Below are 17,180 nucleotides of genomic sequence, written 5' to 3'. Positions count from 1 at the left end.
ATTAGGTTTTTAAAACCTAGCAGATCTGTGTTATGCCAACAAAAACCAACTTTTTTAAGCGTTTACTCATCTGGAGATATAAACATATCTCTGAAAAAAACTTTGTGTTTTTATTAAGTTTAGTCATTGGGTTATTGGCTGGTTTAATATCTGTGTTTATTAAGAATATTACTTTTGCTATTGAAACTATTTTTGAAGAAGGTATTATTCTCTCTGAAAACAGCATCTATTTTATTTTACCGATCATAGGATTGTTTTTGGTCTATTTATTTGTAAAATATATTTCGAAACAACCTAGCGAGCATGCCATTCCTTCAATTTTATATGCATTATCTAAACGTGATGGTGTTATCAGTAAACGCAATATTTATTTACCACTAATTACCGCACCACTGACCGTTGGCTTTGGTGGCTCTGTAGGACTGTTAGGTCCCGCAATTGCGTCTGCTTCAGCTTTGAGTTCTAACTTTAGTAGGGTATTGCACATAGATCGTAAAACCAGAAGTTTATTGATTGCTTGTGCAGCGGCAGGAGCTATCGCTTCAATTTTTAAATCACCCATTGCAGCTATCATCTTCGCCATTGAAGTTTTTAGTCTAGATCTCACGTTTGCATCGTTATTGCCACTTTTAATAGCGTCTGTTTCATCTGTAATAACCTCTTACTTTTTCTTGGGGGATAGTGTGCTTTTCGATTTTAATGTTACGGACAAATTTGCCATTAAAGACACTTTGTTCTATATCCTTTTGGGTATCGGAACTGGCGTGGCATCAATTTATTTTTCAAAAATATATTTTGGAATTACCTCATTTTTTAATCGGTTTAAATCTTCAAAGCATAAGCTTATCATTGGTGGTTTAGCTATAGGTATTATGCTCTTTTTTATTCCACCTCTCTATGGTGAAGGCTTTGGTTTTATCAACAATCTTATGCTTGGCAATGATATTGAAGCTTTAGGAAAAACGCCGTTTGATGCACATTTAGATAATATCTGGGTCGTTATAGCTTTGTTGTTTGGTATTACAGTTTTTAAAGCCATAGCCATGACCACTACTTTTGCCGCAGGCGGAACTGGTGGAATCATCATCCCCACATTAGTCATGGGAAGCGCTTTAGGAAATGTCGTTGCGAAAGTTATTAATAATTGTGGCTTGGGCTTTTCGGTTTCAGAAGCTAACTTTACATTGATCGGAATGGCTGGTCTTATTGCTGGTGTACTTCATGCACCTTTGACTGCAATTTTCTTAATTGCTGAAATTACAGGCGGTTATGAATTGTTTGTTCCCTTAATGATTACAGCTTCAATGTCTTTCATTATTAATAAAAACGGACTAGATCATACAATCTACACCAAAGAACTCATTGAAAAAGGTGCGCTTTTAACCCAAAATAAAGATAAAAGTGTATTAACATTAATGAAACTAGATACTGTCATAGAGCAAAATTTTGTAGAGTTGCACCCCGAAATGACCCTAGGGGAAATGCTTAAAAATGGAGTTTCAAAATCCAATAGAAATCTATTTCCTGTTACTGATGATAAGCAAAATTTTATAGGCATCATTTTGCTAGACAATATTCGTTCTGTAATGTTTGATCAAAGTTTATACAATTCAACAACTGTTGAAACCTTTATGCAAAAACCACCCGAAGTGATTTATTATGAACATGATTCTATGGAAAAAGTGATGAAGAAATTCCATACTTCAAAAGCTTGGAATTTACCTGTTATAAAAGACCATAAATATTACGGCTTTGTATCAAAATCAAAACTATTAACGGCTTACCGTCGCGAATTGATTAATTTTACGTCTTAAATTGGCATTAACTGTCAGGTGGCTCACAATTAACACATACACCTTGAAACCCATACACATCATAACACTTATAGCGTTTATTACCTCATTAGGAAGTATTATTTGTGGTTTAATTTTAGATGTTGAATATGCCAAAAAACTTGTTGGTTTTGGTGTTTTAGGTTTATTTTTAATTGTCTTTCCTCTATTTTCTTACTACAGATGGAAAGATAAAGACGTAAAAGATTACATGATCACTAAAGAAAATCTGGATAAAATGAGAGAGAACCAAAAGCAAAATAAGATATAATGTTCTCTCAAAGTTTCTAAAAAAAGGGAGTCAGCCCTTTGTTAACAGTACTTCTCATTCAATACCATAGATGAATTTTAACTTATTAATTTTCAATAATTTAAAATAAAACGATTTATTAACATTAGCGTTAATATATATTATATCTTTGCACTTTAATTTTTATTTATTTTATAATGACTGGAACAGTTAAATTTTTCAATGATTCAAAAGGATTTGGATTCATTACCAACGAAGAAACAGGAAAAGACATCTTCGTACACGTATCAAACCTTAATGGCGTAGAATTACGCGAAGGTGACAATGTAGAGTACACAGAAGAAGAAGGACGAAAAGGAATGGTAGCTGCAAATGTGCAGGTACTATAAGTATATATCTTACAAAGTTTCAACGCTCAACCTTTGGTTGGGCGTTTTTTATTTCTATGAAAACGGAAAGCCATTTCACTCAAATACTATTGGCAACTTACGTTTTGGGATTTTAGCAATATAATAAGGCTGCGTCATTGCAGTTGTAGCCATACCCACGGGAGATTTTCGCAGCACCTCAACCACTGTATTTTCAGAATTGATTTTAACATCTATATCTAAAGTGTGGCCACCAGTTGTTTTCACGGCATCAAAAACAGCAATAATATCATACTTTGAAAAATCTATTTTAGTTTCAGAGAAACCGTTAGAAACATTATTTACTGAATTTAATTTTTCTAGTAACGTTTTCCATTCTTGCGGGTTAGAAATAACTAAATTTTGTTTTTCCACACCTTCGGCACCAGATCCATATAGATTACCCTTACCAATTAAAACTACATCTTCTTTCATCATTTTCGCTTGATTTTCTGTTGATTTACAGTTTAGTACAAATAGGAAAATTAATATTGCAAAAAGTTTGTTCATCTATTATAATTTTAATTCAAATTACGCCTTTCAATAAAAAAACGTTTCATTAGTGCAGAAGCTTCTTCTGCTAAAACTCCACTCACCACTTCTGTTTTAGGATGTAATTTAGTCCCTAAAGTTTTGAACCCACGCTGCTCATCTGAAGCCGCATAGACAATTTTGGCAATTTGGCTCCAATACAAAGCACCAGCACACATTTGGCAAGGTTCTAAAGTTACGTAAAGCGTACAGCTCGTTAGATATTTACCTCCCAAAAAATTAGCTGCCGATGTAATGGCCTGCATTTCTGCATGTGCCGTAACATCATTTAAAAGCTCCGTAAGGTTATGTGTTCTCGCGATGATCCTGTCTTTAACAACAATAATAGCGCCGACTGGTATTTCACCTTTTTCAAAAGCCAACTCAGCTTCCTGAAGTGCTTTTCGCATAAAATAGATATCGTCAAATGGGTTAATCATTGTTGTAAAAATACGATTCTATTTGAATAAAAAATACAATTGCAAAATGGTACATTTGTATTTGGATGAAAAAAATTCTAAAACATATCAACCTACCCAAAGAGCTTCGCCAACTTAAGCCAGAAGATTTACCTCATCTTGCTAAAGAACTTCGGGAGTTCATTATCAATATTGTTGCTACAAAAGAAGGGCATTTGGGTGCCAGTCTCGGTGTTGTGGAGCTAACTATTGCCTTGCATTATGTGTTTAATACACCCGAAGATTTATTGATTTGGGATGTTGGCCACCAAGCTTACGGGCATAAAATATTAACTGGTCGTAAAGCCATTTTTGAAACCAATAGACAACTTAATGGTATTAGTGGTTTTCCTAAACGTAGCGAAAGCGACTATGACACTTTTGGTGTTGGACATTCATCTACTTCAATTTCAGCTGCTTTAGGTATGGCTATAGCCTCGCAGCTAAAGGGCGAAGACAAACATCATGTCGCCATAATCGGTGATGCTTCGATTGCCAGCGGAATGGCGTTTGAAGGTTTAAATCATGCTGGGGTTACAGATGCCAACTTATTGGTGATTTTAAATGATAATGCCATTGGTATCGACCCAAGTGTTGGTGCTTTAAAACAATATTTAACCAATGTAAAAAAAGGCACCGAAAAACAAGATAATATTTTTGAAGCCTTAAATTTTGATTACTCTGGCCCTATTGATGGTCATGATTTGCCATTGTTAATTTCAGAATTAGAACGTTTAAAATCGGTAAAGGGGCCAAAGTTTCTGCACGTCATTACCATAAAGGGCAAAGGTTTAAAGCAAGCTGAAGAAAATCAAATCAAGTACCATGCTCCAGGAAAGTTTGATGCTAAAACCGGTGAACTTCATGCCAAATCAGGTTCTAGCCAACAAGCACCAAAGTATCAAGATGTTTTTGGAGAAACTATTGTTGAGCTTGCTCTTAAAAACAAAAAAATTATTGGCATTACACCAGCGATGCCAACAGGTAGTTCTTTAAAATATATGATGGAAGAAATTCCTGAACGTGCTTTTGATGTTGGCATAGCCGAGCAACATGCTGTTACACTGGCAGCAGGAATGGCTACACAAGGTATGATTCCGTTTTGTAATATCTATTCTACATTTTTGCAGCGTGCTTATGATCAAGTGATACATGATGTGGCTTTGCAAAATCTTCCTGTTATTTTCTGTTTGGACAGAGCTGGTTTGGTAGGTGAAGATGGCGCAACGCATCATGGAGTGTTTGACTTAGCATACTTAAACTGTATTCCTAATATGGTAATTTTTGCGCCAAGGGATGCCATTGCACTTCGCAATATTATGTACACCGCTCAACAAGGTATTGATTTTCCTATTGCCATTCGTTATCCCAGAGGAAGAGGTCATCTTTTAGATTGGAAACTACCTTTTGAGAGTATTGAAATTGGAAAAGGCATCTGTTTAAAAAAAGGGAACAGACTCGCCATACTTTCATTAGGAACAATGGCAAAAACTGCTGAAGATGTAATTGCTTCTATAGAACCTAAGGATGTTATTGGGCATTACGATATGCAATTTGTAAAACCTTTGGATGAAGATTTGCTACATCAAATTTTTAAACATTACGAAGCTATAGTAACCATTGAGGACGGCGCAATTATTGGGGGCTTTGGCAGTTCTATTATTGCTTTTGCAAACGCCAACAACTACAGTCATAAAATCCATACCTTGGGCATTGAAGATCAGTTTATAGAGCATGGTGCCACAGACCAATTAAAGCAACTTCAAAAATTGGATACAGAATCTATAAAAAAGAAAGTTGAAAACTTAATCTTCAGTCTCAACAATAGCTAAATCAGCTTTATTTTCAATTTGCTCTACTTGAGCAGTATCTTCAACAGAAGGTTGCTTTTGAGTGTTAGAAATGTCGTCTAGCATTAATAGGCAAGTCAATACAACCATAAAAATGACTAAGCCTCCAAGTATATTATTTCTCATAAGTAGGGTATTTTGGTTGAGGGCTGATTATAAAGTAAATAAAAACAATTATCCGTTAAAAAACAAAATTATTCGATGAAATGCAATTTAAAAAATATTGCCTTTTAGTTTTTGGTGCAACAACATCGCATTGGTATCTGATAATTTGGAAATATAAAGACAAACCGCCAATAGATTTTGATAAAGTGAATCATTTGTAAACTTTAATGTTTTTGGCAGTGCGTTAAACAATAGCTTATCGTAACTAGACATATTTCCCTTCGTATAATTATAAGCCATTTTACCATAGGTGTTTAACAACTGATTTAAAATCTCATAACCAGAAATTTCTTTATCAATAACATCTTTTGAGCGATACACATTCTTTACGCTTAAATCTATAATGTCCTTAATCTGTGCTTTATATTGGCTAACATCTAACAAAGCGGTTTCAAATCTACCTGCTAAAATGGCTTCTTCGTGCTTCATAAAAAGCGAGGCAGATTCATCTATCAAAGTTCCAATCGCCAATGCTCGCAAATAACTAATGCGATCTTCAGTAGTTCTTAATGCGTTATAGTTTTCGGTTTTAATTCTAGGTCTCACTAAATTGGTAAGATACTCTAAGGCATATTCTTCTTGGATAAGCCCTAAGTTAATACCATCTTCAAAATCGATAATTGTGTAGCATATATCATCGGCAGCTTCAACCAAAAATGCCAAAGGATGCCTATGAAAACTTAAATAATCATCACTTCGTTTCGTTAAACCTAGTTCTAAAGCGACATTAGAAAACATGTCTTTTTCACTTTGAAAGAAGCCATATTTCTTGTCTATAATATGCTGTGTTGGCCTTTTAGGAAGCGATTCTTTTGGGTATTTTATAAAAGCACCCAAAGTAGCATAGCTTAAGCGGAGCCCACCTTCTCTACCCTCACGACTTTCAGTAAGAATTTTAAATCCATTGGCATTGCCTTCAAAATCACACAAATCTTGATATTCCTTATCAGACAAATAACTTTTGAACTTTGCTCCATTTCCATCTTTAAAATAAGCTCCAATCGATTTCTCACCAGAATGCCCAAAGGGTGGATTACCAATATCGTGTGCTAAAGCTGCCGCAGCTACTATGGCACCAAAATCATTCATTTTGTAGCCGTGAATGCTTTCTAAATGTGGATGCTTTTCTAATAAAAGTCGCCCGACCTTTCTCCCTAAAGACCTACCGACAACACTTACTTCTAAACTGTGGGTTAGACGCGTGTGTACAAAATCGGTTTTAGACAAAGGTACAACCTGAGTTTTGTCTTGAAGCCCTCTAAACTCTGAGGAAAATATAATTCGGTCATAATCTACCTCAAAACCCAAACGGCTTTCGTCCTGCTCTTTTCTTAGTCTTTTATTAGTGTCTCCATAGCGTTTTAAGGATAGTAATTGCTCCCAATTCATCTATATTAATTTTTATCTGTTAGATATAATTTGTTGTTGTTGTTTTTTACAGTTAGAACAAAATACCTGTCACTAGAGGCATAGTCCAAATGTTTAAAGTATGCAAGATAGATAATTTGCTATAGAGTTGGTTGCAAAAAGATTAGGTACATTATTAAAAAACCAATGTTAACAAATTGTTTCCTTACCATAAATTCAGTTAATACTAAACTAACAGTAAGCTAACATTTTAGTTACAAATCTTTAATTTTTGTATAACCTGAAACAAATGATATCGCTGTTTCTTTGCAGCAGCAATTTTAAAAAACTGATGAGAAATTTACAATTCATACTCATACTATTAACTACGGCGATAACCTTTGCTCAAAATACAGGTTCTATCGTTGGTAAGCTAACAGATAAGGAATATAATAACGAGCCTTTACCGTTCGCAAACATCCTTATTAAAGGCACCACAACAGGTACGACCAGTGATATAGATGGTTTATACCAATTCGCTGAACTAGCGCCAGGTACTTACACCTTGATATTTAGTTTTGTAGGTTACGAAACACAAGAAATTAAAGCTGATGTTGTTGCTGGTAAAGTTACAACAATCAATGTGCCCATGGGAGCTAGTGCAGCTAGTCTAGAGGAAGTAGTTATTACAACGACTACTCGTAAAGAAAGTGAAGCGGCATTACTATTGGACCAAAAGAAAGCTGTGGAAATAAAGCAAAGTATTGGTGCTGTTGAGTTATCTAGAAAAGGTATTGGTGATGCAGCAGCAGCTGTATCTAAAATTTCGGGGATCTCTAAACAAGAAAGTTCAAGTGAAGTATACGTTAGAGGTCTAGGTGACAGATACCAAAACACAACTATGAATGGACTATCGTTACCTTCTACTGATGTAAACAAAAAGAATATCGACTTAGACTTATTTTCAACAGATATTATTGAGAATATTTCGGTAAGTAAAGCTTATACTCCTAATTTTTATGGAGATTTCGCAGCAGGTAATGTGAATATCAACTCTAAGGAATATAATGGTAGTGGTTTTTTAAACATATCACTAGGTAGTGGTGTGAACTCTAATGCTGCTGGAGAAACATTTGTTAGAAATGATGGAGCAAGTTTCTTTGGATATTATAACCGTTACAACAACAATCCATTTGCTGTAGTATTGTCGCACCCTGTCGATCCTCAGCAAGGTGAATCACCAATTAACCTTAATGGCTCTATATCTGGAGGTTATTCTTTTGACTTTGAAAATGATATGCGATTGAGTGTATTTGCTACTTTAGGGTTCTCTAATGGCTTTGAATACAGAGAAGGCATCGCAAGAGATTTTACCAATGTACTAAAGGTAGATTATCCAAATGTAGAGGAGTACAATTATAGTACCAATACCACGGGTATGCTGAATTTGGATTTTAAAATTGATAATCAAAATTCATTAAAGTATAGCTCATTATTTATAAATAGTTCAAGTGATGAAGTAGGCTATTATGGTACTCAAGGTCGTGGGTTTAATCGTGACGATATTGCAAGTGTAGACCCAAATGGACTAGGGTTCTTTACCATTAACGGTAGATTTAACCAAGATATGGTTTTTGTAAACCAATTATTGGGAACACATAAATCGTCTGATGACGATGGTATAGAAGTAACTTGGGGCTTTGGTTACAACAAAGTTTTATCTGATGAACCAGACAGAAAACGTTTTTCTTTTGAAAACTATCAGTTTGCTTTAGACAATGACCAAACTACAAATCCTATATTCTACGATAATATTCCATTTGATAATCAACGATTTTTTCAAACTATTGAGGACAACGAGTATAGTAGTTTCTTAAATTTTGAAAAGGAGGTTTCAGAAAACTTTACGTTCAATATTGGTTACAATGGTCGTAGAAAAAAGAGAATATTTAATAGTATTAGATATGGTTACCAAATTATAGACAAAGAGAACAACCCTGTATTAGATGTTAATGATCTTAATTCAATATTCAATGTCAATAATATAAGTACCGAAGAAGGTCAAGGTCTTTTTAGCACTATTGTACTTAATCCTATTAGTAACGAAATAGGCAATACCAATGTTCCTGGTTTACCAGAAAACACTTACAATGGTTTATTGACCGTTAATGCAGGTTATGCTAATGCCGAAATTAATTTAGGTGAAAAATGGTTGTTGGTTCCTGGTGTTCGTTTAGAGTATTTTGAGCAGGAAATTGAATATGATGTAATTAACATTCCTCCTAATGACCCTGGTGTTAGATCAGTATCAGAAACTATTATATTACCAAGTTTTAATATTAAGTATGCCTTAAATGATGATTCTAATTTAAGATTTTCATTCAGTAAAACTGCATCTATACCAGAATTTAAGGAGGTTGCACCATTTGTTTATGAGGATGTAACACTAAGATACGGTGGTAATCCAGATTTATTAGGTGGTCCTGATGGTAATGGCCCAACCTACTCAGAAATATATAATTTCGATTTAAAATATGAATGGTTTGTATCTTCTGACGAAATTTTATCTCTAGCAGCATTTGCAAAACGTATTGACGATCCTGTAAACAGAGTTGTTGCAGCTGATGCCACTGGTACACAGCGTTATTTTAGAACTGGTAATAATGCAGACGTGTTTGGATTAGAAGTAGAACTACGTAAAAATTTACTTCTACGCGATGAAGAAAACACCTTGTTAAGTTTTGGTTTTAACGGATCTTACCTATTCACAGAACAAGATTTAAAAGATATATCAGGAACATTTACAACGTCTTTCGACCGCAGCACTGAAGAACTTGAAGGAGCTTCAAAGTGGGTGTTCAATGCTGATTTTACTTATAAACCAAAGTTTGGGAATTATGAGCCAAGACTAACACTTGTAAGCTCTTATTTCTCAGACAGAATATACTCTATAGGTTCTGGACAATTAGGTAACATCGTAGAGAAAAGTGTTACGGCTTTAAATTTTGTATGGAATAGCCCAATATCAGAAAAATTAGACCTCACGGTTTCTGCTTCAAACTTATTAAATCCTAATATATCATTCGTAAGAGAAGATACCGGTAGTGGAGATATTACTATTTCTGAATTCAAAGCAGGTGTAAACATGGGACTCTCTCTAAAATATAAATTTTAATAAAAACAATAACTCAATATTTAAATTCTAAAAAAAATGAAACGTAATTTATTAATTCTACTTTCTTTTGCATTGACATTCATGGGATGTGAGAGAGATGATACTTCAGATATTGTGATTAACATTACAAACAATCCTAGTACTTCTGATGGTGTAATTGAACTTAGTGGTGTATTTACTGAAGACTTAACTTTAAGCAATAGTGAAGAATACTTAATCACAGGCCCATTATTAATGGCTGAAAACACAACGCTTACAGTTCCTGCTGGAGCAGAAATAAAAGTTGCGCCAGTTGGTGTTAATGCTTATATCGCTATTTTACCTGGTGCTCAAATTAATGCTGCGGGGACTTCTTCAAACCCAATAGTATTTACATCTAACGCTGGCACTCCAAGTTCAGGTGATTGGGGAGGAATTGTAATATGCGGAAAAGCGCCTATCAATTCTACTGCTGATGGATCAGAGGATACTGCAACAACAGAGGTTGGTGGTTTATCTTATGGTGGAAATACACCAAACGACAACTCTGGTCGTCTAGAGTACGTACGTTTAGAATATGTTGGTGGTGCTATTGATGGTAATGCTGAGCTTAATGGATTATCACTTTATGCTGTAGGTAGCGAAACAATAATCGATTATGTGCAAATCTTCAAAGGATCTGATGATGGTTTCGAATTCTTTGGTGGTACTGTAAATGCAAGTCACTTAGTAGTTACAGATGCAGAAGATGATTCTATTGACTGGACAGAAGGCTATACAGGTTCTTTAACAGATGTATATGTTATACAAAACGAAGGTATAGGTCATGACAGTGGGTTTGAAATGGATGGATTTAACACAGATTTCTCTAACGAAGGTGGTTATTTCTCTGCACCAAACGTAACTAATGTTACTGTTATAGGTGATAACGATTCTGGTCGTGCATTTAGACTACGTGCTGGTTCTAGAGGAATATTCTCTAATGTTATGGTAAGTAATTTTGGACGTGGTTTTGTAATACAAGACGACGAACCAGGTCAGGCAACTAGCGAAGGAGTTTTAGACGGTGACACTTCTGTTACTGACATATCATTTACTGGTGTGGACACTCCAGTAGTTCTTACTGATTTAGAAAACGTACTTACCGAAGCTGATGTAATTTTTGGAGATGCAGCAAATGCAACTGGAACTGATTTTGCAACTTGGGGCGCAAACTGGACAGCGAACTAATAACTTAATTGAGTTTTTTAGTTAAAAACACACAAATTATAAACAAAAAAGCATCCTAATGATTAGGATGCTTTTTTTATTGGAATATCGCTTCAGTATACTCTATTCATTTGAAGCCACTGAAGTTTTATTACTTGTCCATTCGTTTACACTAGCTATAGCATTATTAGAGTAATCAACTTCTTTTAAGATATTACCACTCCAATAAAACCATTTCCCTACTTTTTTACCATTGTAGTATTTTGCAGAAACCATTTTGTTTCCCTCTTGGCAAAAGCTCAACCATTCACCGTGTAACTTACCATCAACTGTATAATAGCCTGTTTGACTAACCTCACCGTTATCGTGGTAATATGTCACTTCAATTAAATCTTTCTCTTTATTTAATTTTAATGTTCTTTCTTCTTGAGCATATGTAAAACCTACGCTTATCATTACAAGTAAAACAACTATCTTTTTCATGTCTATCTGGGTTTTAATTAATAATTACTTTACAAACATAACATTATTTTTACATTTAAACAACAATTACGTAACATTAAATTAACATTAGAAATTTAAATTGCTTATTTTCAAACACTTATAATGTTATCCAAATTTATATTGGACACCTATTTTTAAGGAGAATATAGTCTGAGAATAAAAAAACTAACCTTTAAATTTGTAATATTAAATAGGATATTATGCTGTTAAATGTCCTAACTTTAAAATGAATTAAAATCAAATTTCAATAATGCAATTACGTTTTCTTTTAATAGTCTCAATTATATTCGCTTTTACACAGTTGACATTTTGCCAAACTAAAAATGAAAAAGAAGAACGTGTAAAACTTTCCGATTTTCCGGAAATGGCACAAAAGCTCGTTGAGGGTTTACCAAAAAAGTGTAAACGCATTAAATTTTATAAAGAAACTGATGGAGAAAAGCAAAGCTTTGAAGCCAAGTTTAAATACAAAAAGCAGCGCTATAGCCTAGAATTTTCAACAAAAGGAAACATTGAAGATATAGAGGTTGTTATTAAACTTAAGGATATTGACACATTCCCCAGAGAAAAAATAAAGAACTATTTTAAGAATACATTTACTAAACATAAATTTATAAAGATTCAAAAGCAGTTTGTGTATTCATCTAAGATAAATGCCTCTAAATTTATAGATAATGTGCTGTCACAAAACCCCAGAACACCTACCAACTTTGAAATTATTGCCGAAGTAACAACCGAAAAGAAACGTAACATTAGAGAGTTTACTTTTAATAACGTGGGTATGTTTTTAAGTTTTAGAGTTTTGAATCCAACGTCATATGAGCATGTATTATACTAAAATTATTTTAGTCTTTATAGGCTACTTTATGGGTTTACATCTCTTTTCTCAAAATAATTTTGAAGGCTTAGGTGAAACTGGTTTAGCTTTAAACCATAAAGTTAATAGTGGTTATAAAGTTAACTTTGCCGTGCGTTCTCGTTATTATCTATATCAAGATGAAAATCTTAATTTTGAAAACAGGCAAATAGATGCCGTTCATTTTTCAACTTTAAGTTTAAATTACAACAACAGTTTAAGTTTAGGTGTTCAATATCGCATTAGAGCGTCTATTGATGGTGGTAGTAATGAGCTGCGTTTAACTCAACAATACAACTATACCAAAAAAAATCTGGCATTGCGTTTTGGGCATCGTATACGTTTTGAACAGCGCATCTTAGAAACCTTAACCATTTTGCGATCGCGATATCGCTTTGCTTTAGATTTTCCTCTAAATGGTGAAAAGTTAGATGTTGGTGAAAGTTATTTGATAACCTCAATGGAAGCCTTACTCAGCAAGAACAAAAAAATAAAACCAGAATTAGACCATAGAACCACGGCACAAATGGGTTGGCTTTTTTCGGAAAAGCTAAAGTTTCAATTCGGTTTGGAATACCGCTTTGAAGCCTTTAATGTCAAAACCGAAGAAAAGCTGTTTATACTCACGTCTCTAATACTAAAAGTTTAAAATTTTGAAGCCAGTAAAATTTGTTGCCCAACATAGTTGCAAGCCTATTAAAAATAACGTTTAGATAACGTAACTTTAAAAATAAATAAAGTATTTTGCGTTCAATTTTAGCTAACCAAATACATGGAAAATCTTTATATCTATATGCTTGCCGCTTTAACTTTTTTAGCTATTGCGGATCTTGTTGTTGGTGTAAGTAACGATGCTGTTAATTTTTTAAACTCTGCAATTGGTTCTAAAGCAGTTTCCTTTAAGACCATAATGATTGTTGCCAGTATTGGTGTAGCTGTTGGTGCAATGACATCGAGCGGTATGATGGAAGTAGCACGTAAGGGCATCTTTAACCCTGGTGAATTTATGTTTGATGAAATCATGGTGATTTTTATGGCCGTAATGCTTACCGATATACTCCTTCTCGACTTTTTTAACACGCTTGGTTTACCAACATCCACAACCGTTTCCATTGTTTTTGAGCTATTAGGAGCTTCAGTTGCTGTAGCAATAATTAAGATATATGCTGACAATTCGCTATCCATAGGGGATTTGACCAACTACATCAATAACGAAAAAGCAATAGAGATTATACTTGGTATACTTTTATCTGTTGTTGTGGCTTTTACTGTGGGAGCCATTATTCAATATGTGTCACGTTTGCTTTTATCATTTAAATTTGAAGAAAAGCCTGTTTGGTATAGTGCCATTTTTAGCGGTTTTGCGATTACCTCAATTATGTATTTCATTATTGTAAAAGGTCTAAAGAATGCAACATTTATGCACCAATCTATACTGGACTTTTTAAATGACCACCCCGTGTATTTCATTGAGGGAAGCTTTGTCTTATTTACTTTAATGTCCTTTATCGCTGTTAAGTTTTTTAATGCTAAAATTTATACCTTAATTATCATTGTCGGCACTTTTGCATTGGCTGTCGCCTTTGCCGGTAATGATTTGGTCAATTTTATTGGTGTACCGATTGCTGCATATAATTCTTATGAAGCTTGGTCTCTCAGTGGTGCCAATCCTTCAGACTATGTAATGACGGCACTTGGAGAACCTGTACAAACCGAACCTTATTTGCTTCTTATTGCAGGATTAATAATGGTGCTAACACTTTGGTTTTCGAGTAAAGCAAAATCAGTGGTAAAAACCTCTGTGGATTTATCTAGACAAGATGAAGTAAAGGAACGTTTTGAACCTAATTTTTTATCTAGAAATATTGTAAGATTGACCATTGGTCTCAATCAGAGTATCAATAAAATTCTCCCTCAATCTTTCAAAAATTGGTCCAACGAACAATTTGTGGAGCCCAAAGTTATTGTTAGGGCACAAGACAAACCTGCGTTCGATTTGGTAAGGGCAGCTGTAAATTTAATGGTAGCTAGTGTCTTAATTTCCATTGCTACGTCAATGAAATTACCATTATCAACCACTTATGTTACGTTTATGGTCGCTATGGGGACATCACTTGCTGACAGAGCCTGGGGAACTGAAAGTGCAGTATATAGAGTTGCTGGTGTGCTTAATGTCATAGGAGGTTGGTTTTTTACTGCATTTAGTGCATTCGTTGCCGCAGCGATAATGGCATATATTTTATATCACGGAAAAGGTTATGCTCTTGCAGGTCTCTTGCTACTAGCAACTGTTTTACTAATAAGAAGTTATCTATCGCACCGAAAGAGCAACAAGATAATGCGAGAAGAAGATCATCTCGAAAAAGCAGAAAGCAGTTCTACCCAAGGTGTAATACACGAGAGTGCTTCTAATATCGCCAATGTGGTAAAAAGAGGTAATAGAATCTATACCTCAGCCATAAATGGACTGGCTGTACAAGACTTAAAACTTCTTAAAAAGAATCGCAGGCAAATTGCAAAGCTTTCTGACGAGGTAGATGAACTTAAAGACAATATTTTCTACTTTATACGTAATTTGGAAGAGCCAAGTGTTGCTGCCAGTAATTTTTACATTAATATTTTAGGGCACTTGCAGGATATGACGCAATCGCTGGAGTATATCTCTAAAGCAAGTCATAAACACATTAATAATAACCACAAAAAATTAAAATTCAGCCAAGTTAAAGAGCTTAAGAGTTTAGACGAAAATCTAGAAAAACTGTTTACAACAACTCAGACAGCGTTTGAGTCGCGTTCATTTGAAATGATCAGTGAAGTTTTAGCAGAAAAGCAAAAGGTTTTTGATTTGGTTAGAGAGAAAATTCAAAAACAGGTAGAGCGCACGCGAAGCGAAGAATCTAGCCCAAAAAACACAACGCTTTACTTTAGCTTGTTACTTGAAACGAAAGATCTCTTAACGGCTACAATGAATCTATTGGAAGAATATTATCATTCTCACGATAGTTCGGTTGATCCTGCCCAACCAAACTCAGAACAAGAAGAATAGTTTGTTTTAAATTAAAGAATGAAATTATTTTTTAAAGCTTACTTATCATTCCAAATGAGATACGAAAAGGAATGTCATCAGCATAAGATTTTACCACATTGAACCTTACGGTTTTTTATCACTCACTTCAATAAATTCAGAGAAAACATTCCGAAGCAAGCTAATCTTAAATAACTCATACTAAACCTGTATGGTTTTTGACGTCTTGTAGGTATTGAAGCATATTCGAAACATACATAGTGATAGCCAATGAGTATACAAACATTCACCTAACTCAGATTATTGGATTATCCAATGGCTTGTTTTAAATCTGCTATTAAATCATCCTTATCTTCAATACCTACACTTAGTCTAATTAAAGAATCTACAACTCCCGTTTTTTCACGTTCTTCCTTTGGAATACTCGCATGCGTCATACTCGCTGGGTGACCAGCCAAAGACTCTACTCCACCAAGAGATTCTGCAAGTGTAAAAATTTTGAGGTTTTCTACAATCTTAATAGCCTCTTTGTAATCATTACCTTTGGTCGTAAAAGATACCATGCCACCAAAATCGCTCATTTGAGATTTCGCAATATCGTGTTTAGGATGGCTTTCAAAACCTGGCCAATATACATTTTCAATTTTAGGATGATTGGCCAAGTACTCAGCAACAACTTTTCCATTTTCGCAATGGCGTTGCATACGAATGTGCAAGGTTTTTATGCCTCTCAATACCAAAAATGCATCCTGTGGCCCACAAATGGCTCCGCTTGCATTTTGAATAAAATAAAGTCGCTCTGCCAAATCCCTGTTCTTAACCACCAATGCACCCATAACCACATCGCTATGACCACCCAAATATTTTGTGGCCGAATGCATTACGATATCTGCTCCCAAATCTAATGGACGTTGTAAGTAAGGTGTTGCAAACGTGTTGTCAACCGCTAAAAGTACATTGTGCTTTTTTGCAATTTTTGAAACCGATACAATATCTATAATGTTCATCATAGGATTGGTTGGTGTCTCTGCCCAAATCAGTTTGGTATCTGGTGTTATGTACGATTCAATTCTATCCGAATTATCCATACCTATAAAATGAAACTTTATCCCAAAGTCTTCATAAATCTTTGTAAAAAGCCTGTAGGTTCCACCGTACAAATCATTAGTGGAAACAACCTCATCGCCTGGTTGCAACAACTTTAAAACGGCATCTACTGCAGCTAAACCCGAACCAAAAGCCAAACCATGATTTCCGTTTTCTATGCTGGCGAAAGCATTTTCCAAAGCATGCCTTGTCGGATTGTGAGTTCTGGAATACTCATAGCCTTTATGGCCTCCCGGTGTGGATTGCGCATAGGTGGTGGTTTGGTAAATTGGTGGCATTACCGAACCGTAGGCAGGATCATGTTGCTGTCCGCCATGTATTGTTTTTGTGTTAAATTTCATATATGGTAAGGTTATTAAATGGTTCAAAAATTAACATCATGGGAAAACAACAAATTTAATTTATAATTCGTTGTATTCAATTCTATACAATACCTTTATAGTATGTTTAACTAAAACTTTAAAACCCTTTGAAACGTCTACTGT

The 17,180-nt window shown here is 34.7% G+C and carries 15 protein-coding genes; 9 read left to right on the top strand and 6 right to left on the bottom strand.

The window, feature by feature from the left end; translation table 11 throughout:
• Positions 1–32: 32 nt before the first annotated feature.
• The 3 genes from KCG49_RS05965 to KCG49_RS05955 all read left to right on the top strand — a co-directional run bounded on the left by KCG49_RS05965 (position 33) and on the right by KCG49_RS05955 (position 2,471).
• Positions 33–1,814, top strand: coding sequence for a chloride channel protein (locus KCG49_RS05965; RefSeq protein ID WP_218545292.1), 1,782 nt, complete (start codon positions 33–35; stop codon positions 1,812–1,814).
• A gap of 43 nt (positions 1,815–1,857) precedes the next feature.
• Positions 1,858–2,103 carry a hypothetical protein gene (locus KCG49_RS05960; RefSeq protein ID WP_218545291.1) on the top strand — a complete coding sequence of 82 codons (246 nt, stop codon included), beginning with the start codon at positions 1,858–1,860 and terminating at the stop codon, positions 2,101–2,103.
• A gap of 176 nt (positions 2,104–2,279) precedes the next feature.
• Positions 2,280–2,471: a cold-shock protein gene (locus KCG49_RS05955; protein ID WP_008269621.1), complete on the top strand. Its 192-nt coding sequence runs from the start codon at positions 2,280–2,282 to the stop codon at positions 2,469–2,471.
• A gap of 75 nt (positions 2,472–2,546) precedes the next feature.
• Here KCG49_RS05955 and KCG49_RS05950 read toward each other — a convergent pair whose 3' ends face one another.
• The gene (locus KCG49_RS05950; protein WP_218545290.1) at positions 2,547–2,999 is read right to left on the bottom strand and encodes a hypothetical protein; all 453 of its coding nucleotides are present in this window, start codon (positions 2,997–2,999) and stop codon (positions 2,547–2,549) included.
• Positions 3,000–3,010: 11 nt separating this feature from the next.
• Positions 3,011–3,460, bottom strand: coding sequence for a nucleoside deaminase (locus KCG49_RS05945; RefSeq protein ID WP_218545289.1), 450 nt, complete (start codon positions 3,458–3,460; stop codon positions 3,011–3,013).
• A 65-nt stretch (positions 3,461–3,525) separates the two neighbouring features.
• Here KCG49_RS05945 and dxs point away from each other — a divergent pair, with 65 nt between their 5' ends.
• Positions 3,526–5,310 (top strand): 1-deoxy-D-xylulose-5-phosphate synthase, encoded by a 1,785-nt coding sequence (dxs, locus tag KCG49_RS05940; protein ID WP_218545288.1) that lies wholly within the window; start codon positions 3,526–3,528, stop codon positions 5,308–5,310.
• Here dxs and KCG49_RS05935 read toward each other — a convergent pair.
• Positions 5,284–5,454, bottom strand: a complete 171-nt coding sequence (locus KCG49_RS05935; protein WP_218545287.1) for a hypothetical protein — start codon at positions 5,452–5,454, stop codon at positions 5,284–5,286. The two genes, dxs and KCG49_RS05935, sit on opposite strands and share 27 nt — an antisense overlap.
• An 87-nt stretch (positions 5,455–5,541) precedes the next feature.
• Positions 5,542–6,882 carry a deoxyguanosinetriphosphate triphosphohydrolase gene (locus tag KCG49_RS05930; protein ID WP_218545286.1) on the bottom strand — a complete coding sequence of 447 codons (1,341 nt, stop codon included), beginning with the start codon at positions 6,880–6,882 and terminating at the stop codon, positions 5,542–5,544.
• A gap of 310 nt (positions 6,883–7,192) precedes the next feature.
• Here KCG49_RS05930 and KCG49_RS05925 point away from each other — a divergent pair, with 310 nt between their 5' ends.
• Both KCG49_RS05925 and KCG49_RS05920 read left to right on the top strand, forming a co-directional pair.
• A complete protein-coding gene (locus KCG49_RS05925) occupies positions 7,193–10,015 on the top strand; it encodes a TonB-dependent receptor (RefSeq protein ID WP_218545285.1) in 2,823 nt (940 codons plus the stop codon).
• Positions 10,016–10,051: 36 nt separating this feature from the next.
• Entirely contained in the window at positions 10,052–11,224 is a 1,173-nt protein-coding gene (locus tag KCG49_RS05920) for a beta-helix domain-containing protein (RefSeq protein ID WP_218545284.1), read from the top strand.
• A gap of 102 nt (positions 11,225–11,326) precedes the next feature.
• On the opposite strand, the gene KCG49_RS05915 is transcribed toward KCG49_RS05920, so the two are convergent.
• A complete protein-coding gene (locus tag KCG49_RS05915) occupies positions 11,327–11,686 on the bottom strand; it encodes a toxin-antitoxin system YwqK family antitoxin (RefSeq protein WP_218545283.1) in 360 nt (119 codons plus the stop codon).
• Between the two features lie 271 nt (positions 11,687–11,957).
• Here KCG49_RS05915 and KCG49_RS05910 point away from each other — a divergent pair, with 271 nt between their 5' ends.
• The 3 genes from KCG49_RS05910 (at position 11,958) to KCG49_RS05900 (ending at position 15,609) form a co-directional block, all read left to right on the top strand.
• Positions 11,958–12,545, top strand: coding sequence for a hypothetical protein (locus KCG49_RS05910; protein ID WP_218545282.1), 588 nt, complete (start codon positions 11,958–11,960; stop codon positions 12,543–12,545).
• The gene (locus tag KCG49_RS05905) at positions 12,532–13,212 is read left to right on the top strand and encodes a DUF2490 domain-containing protein (protein WP_256259892.1); all 681 of its coding nucleotides are present in this window, start codon (positions 12,532–12,534) and stop codon (positions 13,210–13,212) included. Before KCG49_RS05910 ends, KCG49_RS05905 begins: the two co-directional genes overlap by 14 nt.
• Before the next feature lie 123 nt (positions 13,213–13,335).
• On the top strand, positions 13,336–15,609 hold the full coding sequence (locus KCG49_RS05900; protein WP_218545280.1) for an inorganic phosphate transporter: 2,274 nt from the start codon (positions 13,336–13,338) through the stop codon (positions 15,607–15,609).
• Between the two features lie 287 nt (positions 15,610–15,896).
• On the opposite strand, the gene KCG49_RS05895 is transcribed toward KCG49_RS05900, so the two are convergent.
• A complete protein-coding gene (locus KCG49_RS05895; RefSeq protein ID WP_218545279.1) occupies positions 15,897–17,036 on the bottom strand; it encodes a cystathionine gamma-synthase in 1,140 nt (379 codons plus the stop codon).
• Between the last annotated feature and the right edge of the window lie 144 nt (positions 17,037–17,180).

This window comes from Winogradskyella luteola, from assembly GCF_019203985.1.
GTDB lineage: Bacteria > Bacteroidota > Bacteroidia > Flavobacteriales > Flavobacteriaceae > Winogradskyella > Winogradskyella luteola.
Note: the sequence above shows the minus strand (reverse complement) of the source record. Positions and strands in the feature narration are given on the sequence as shown.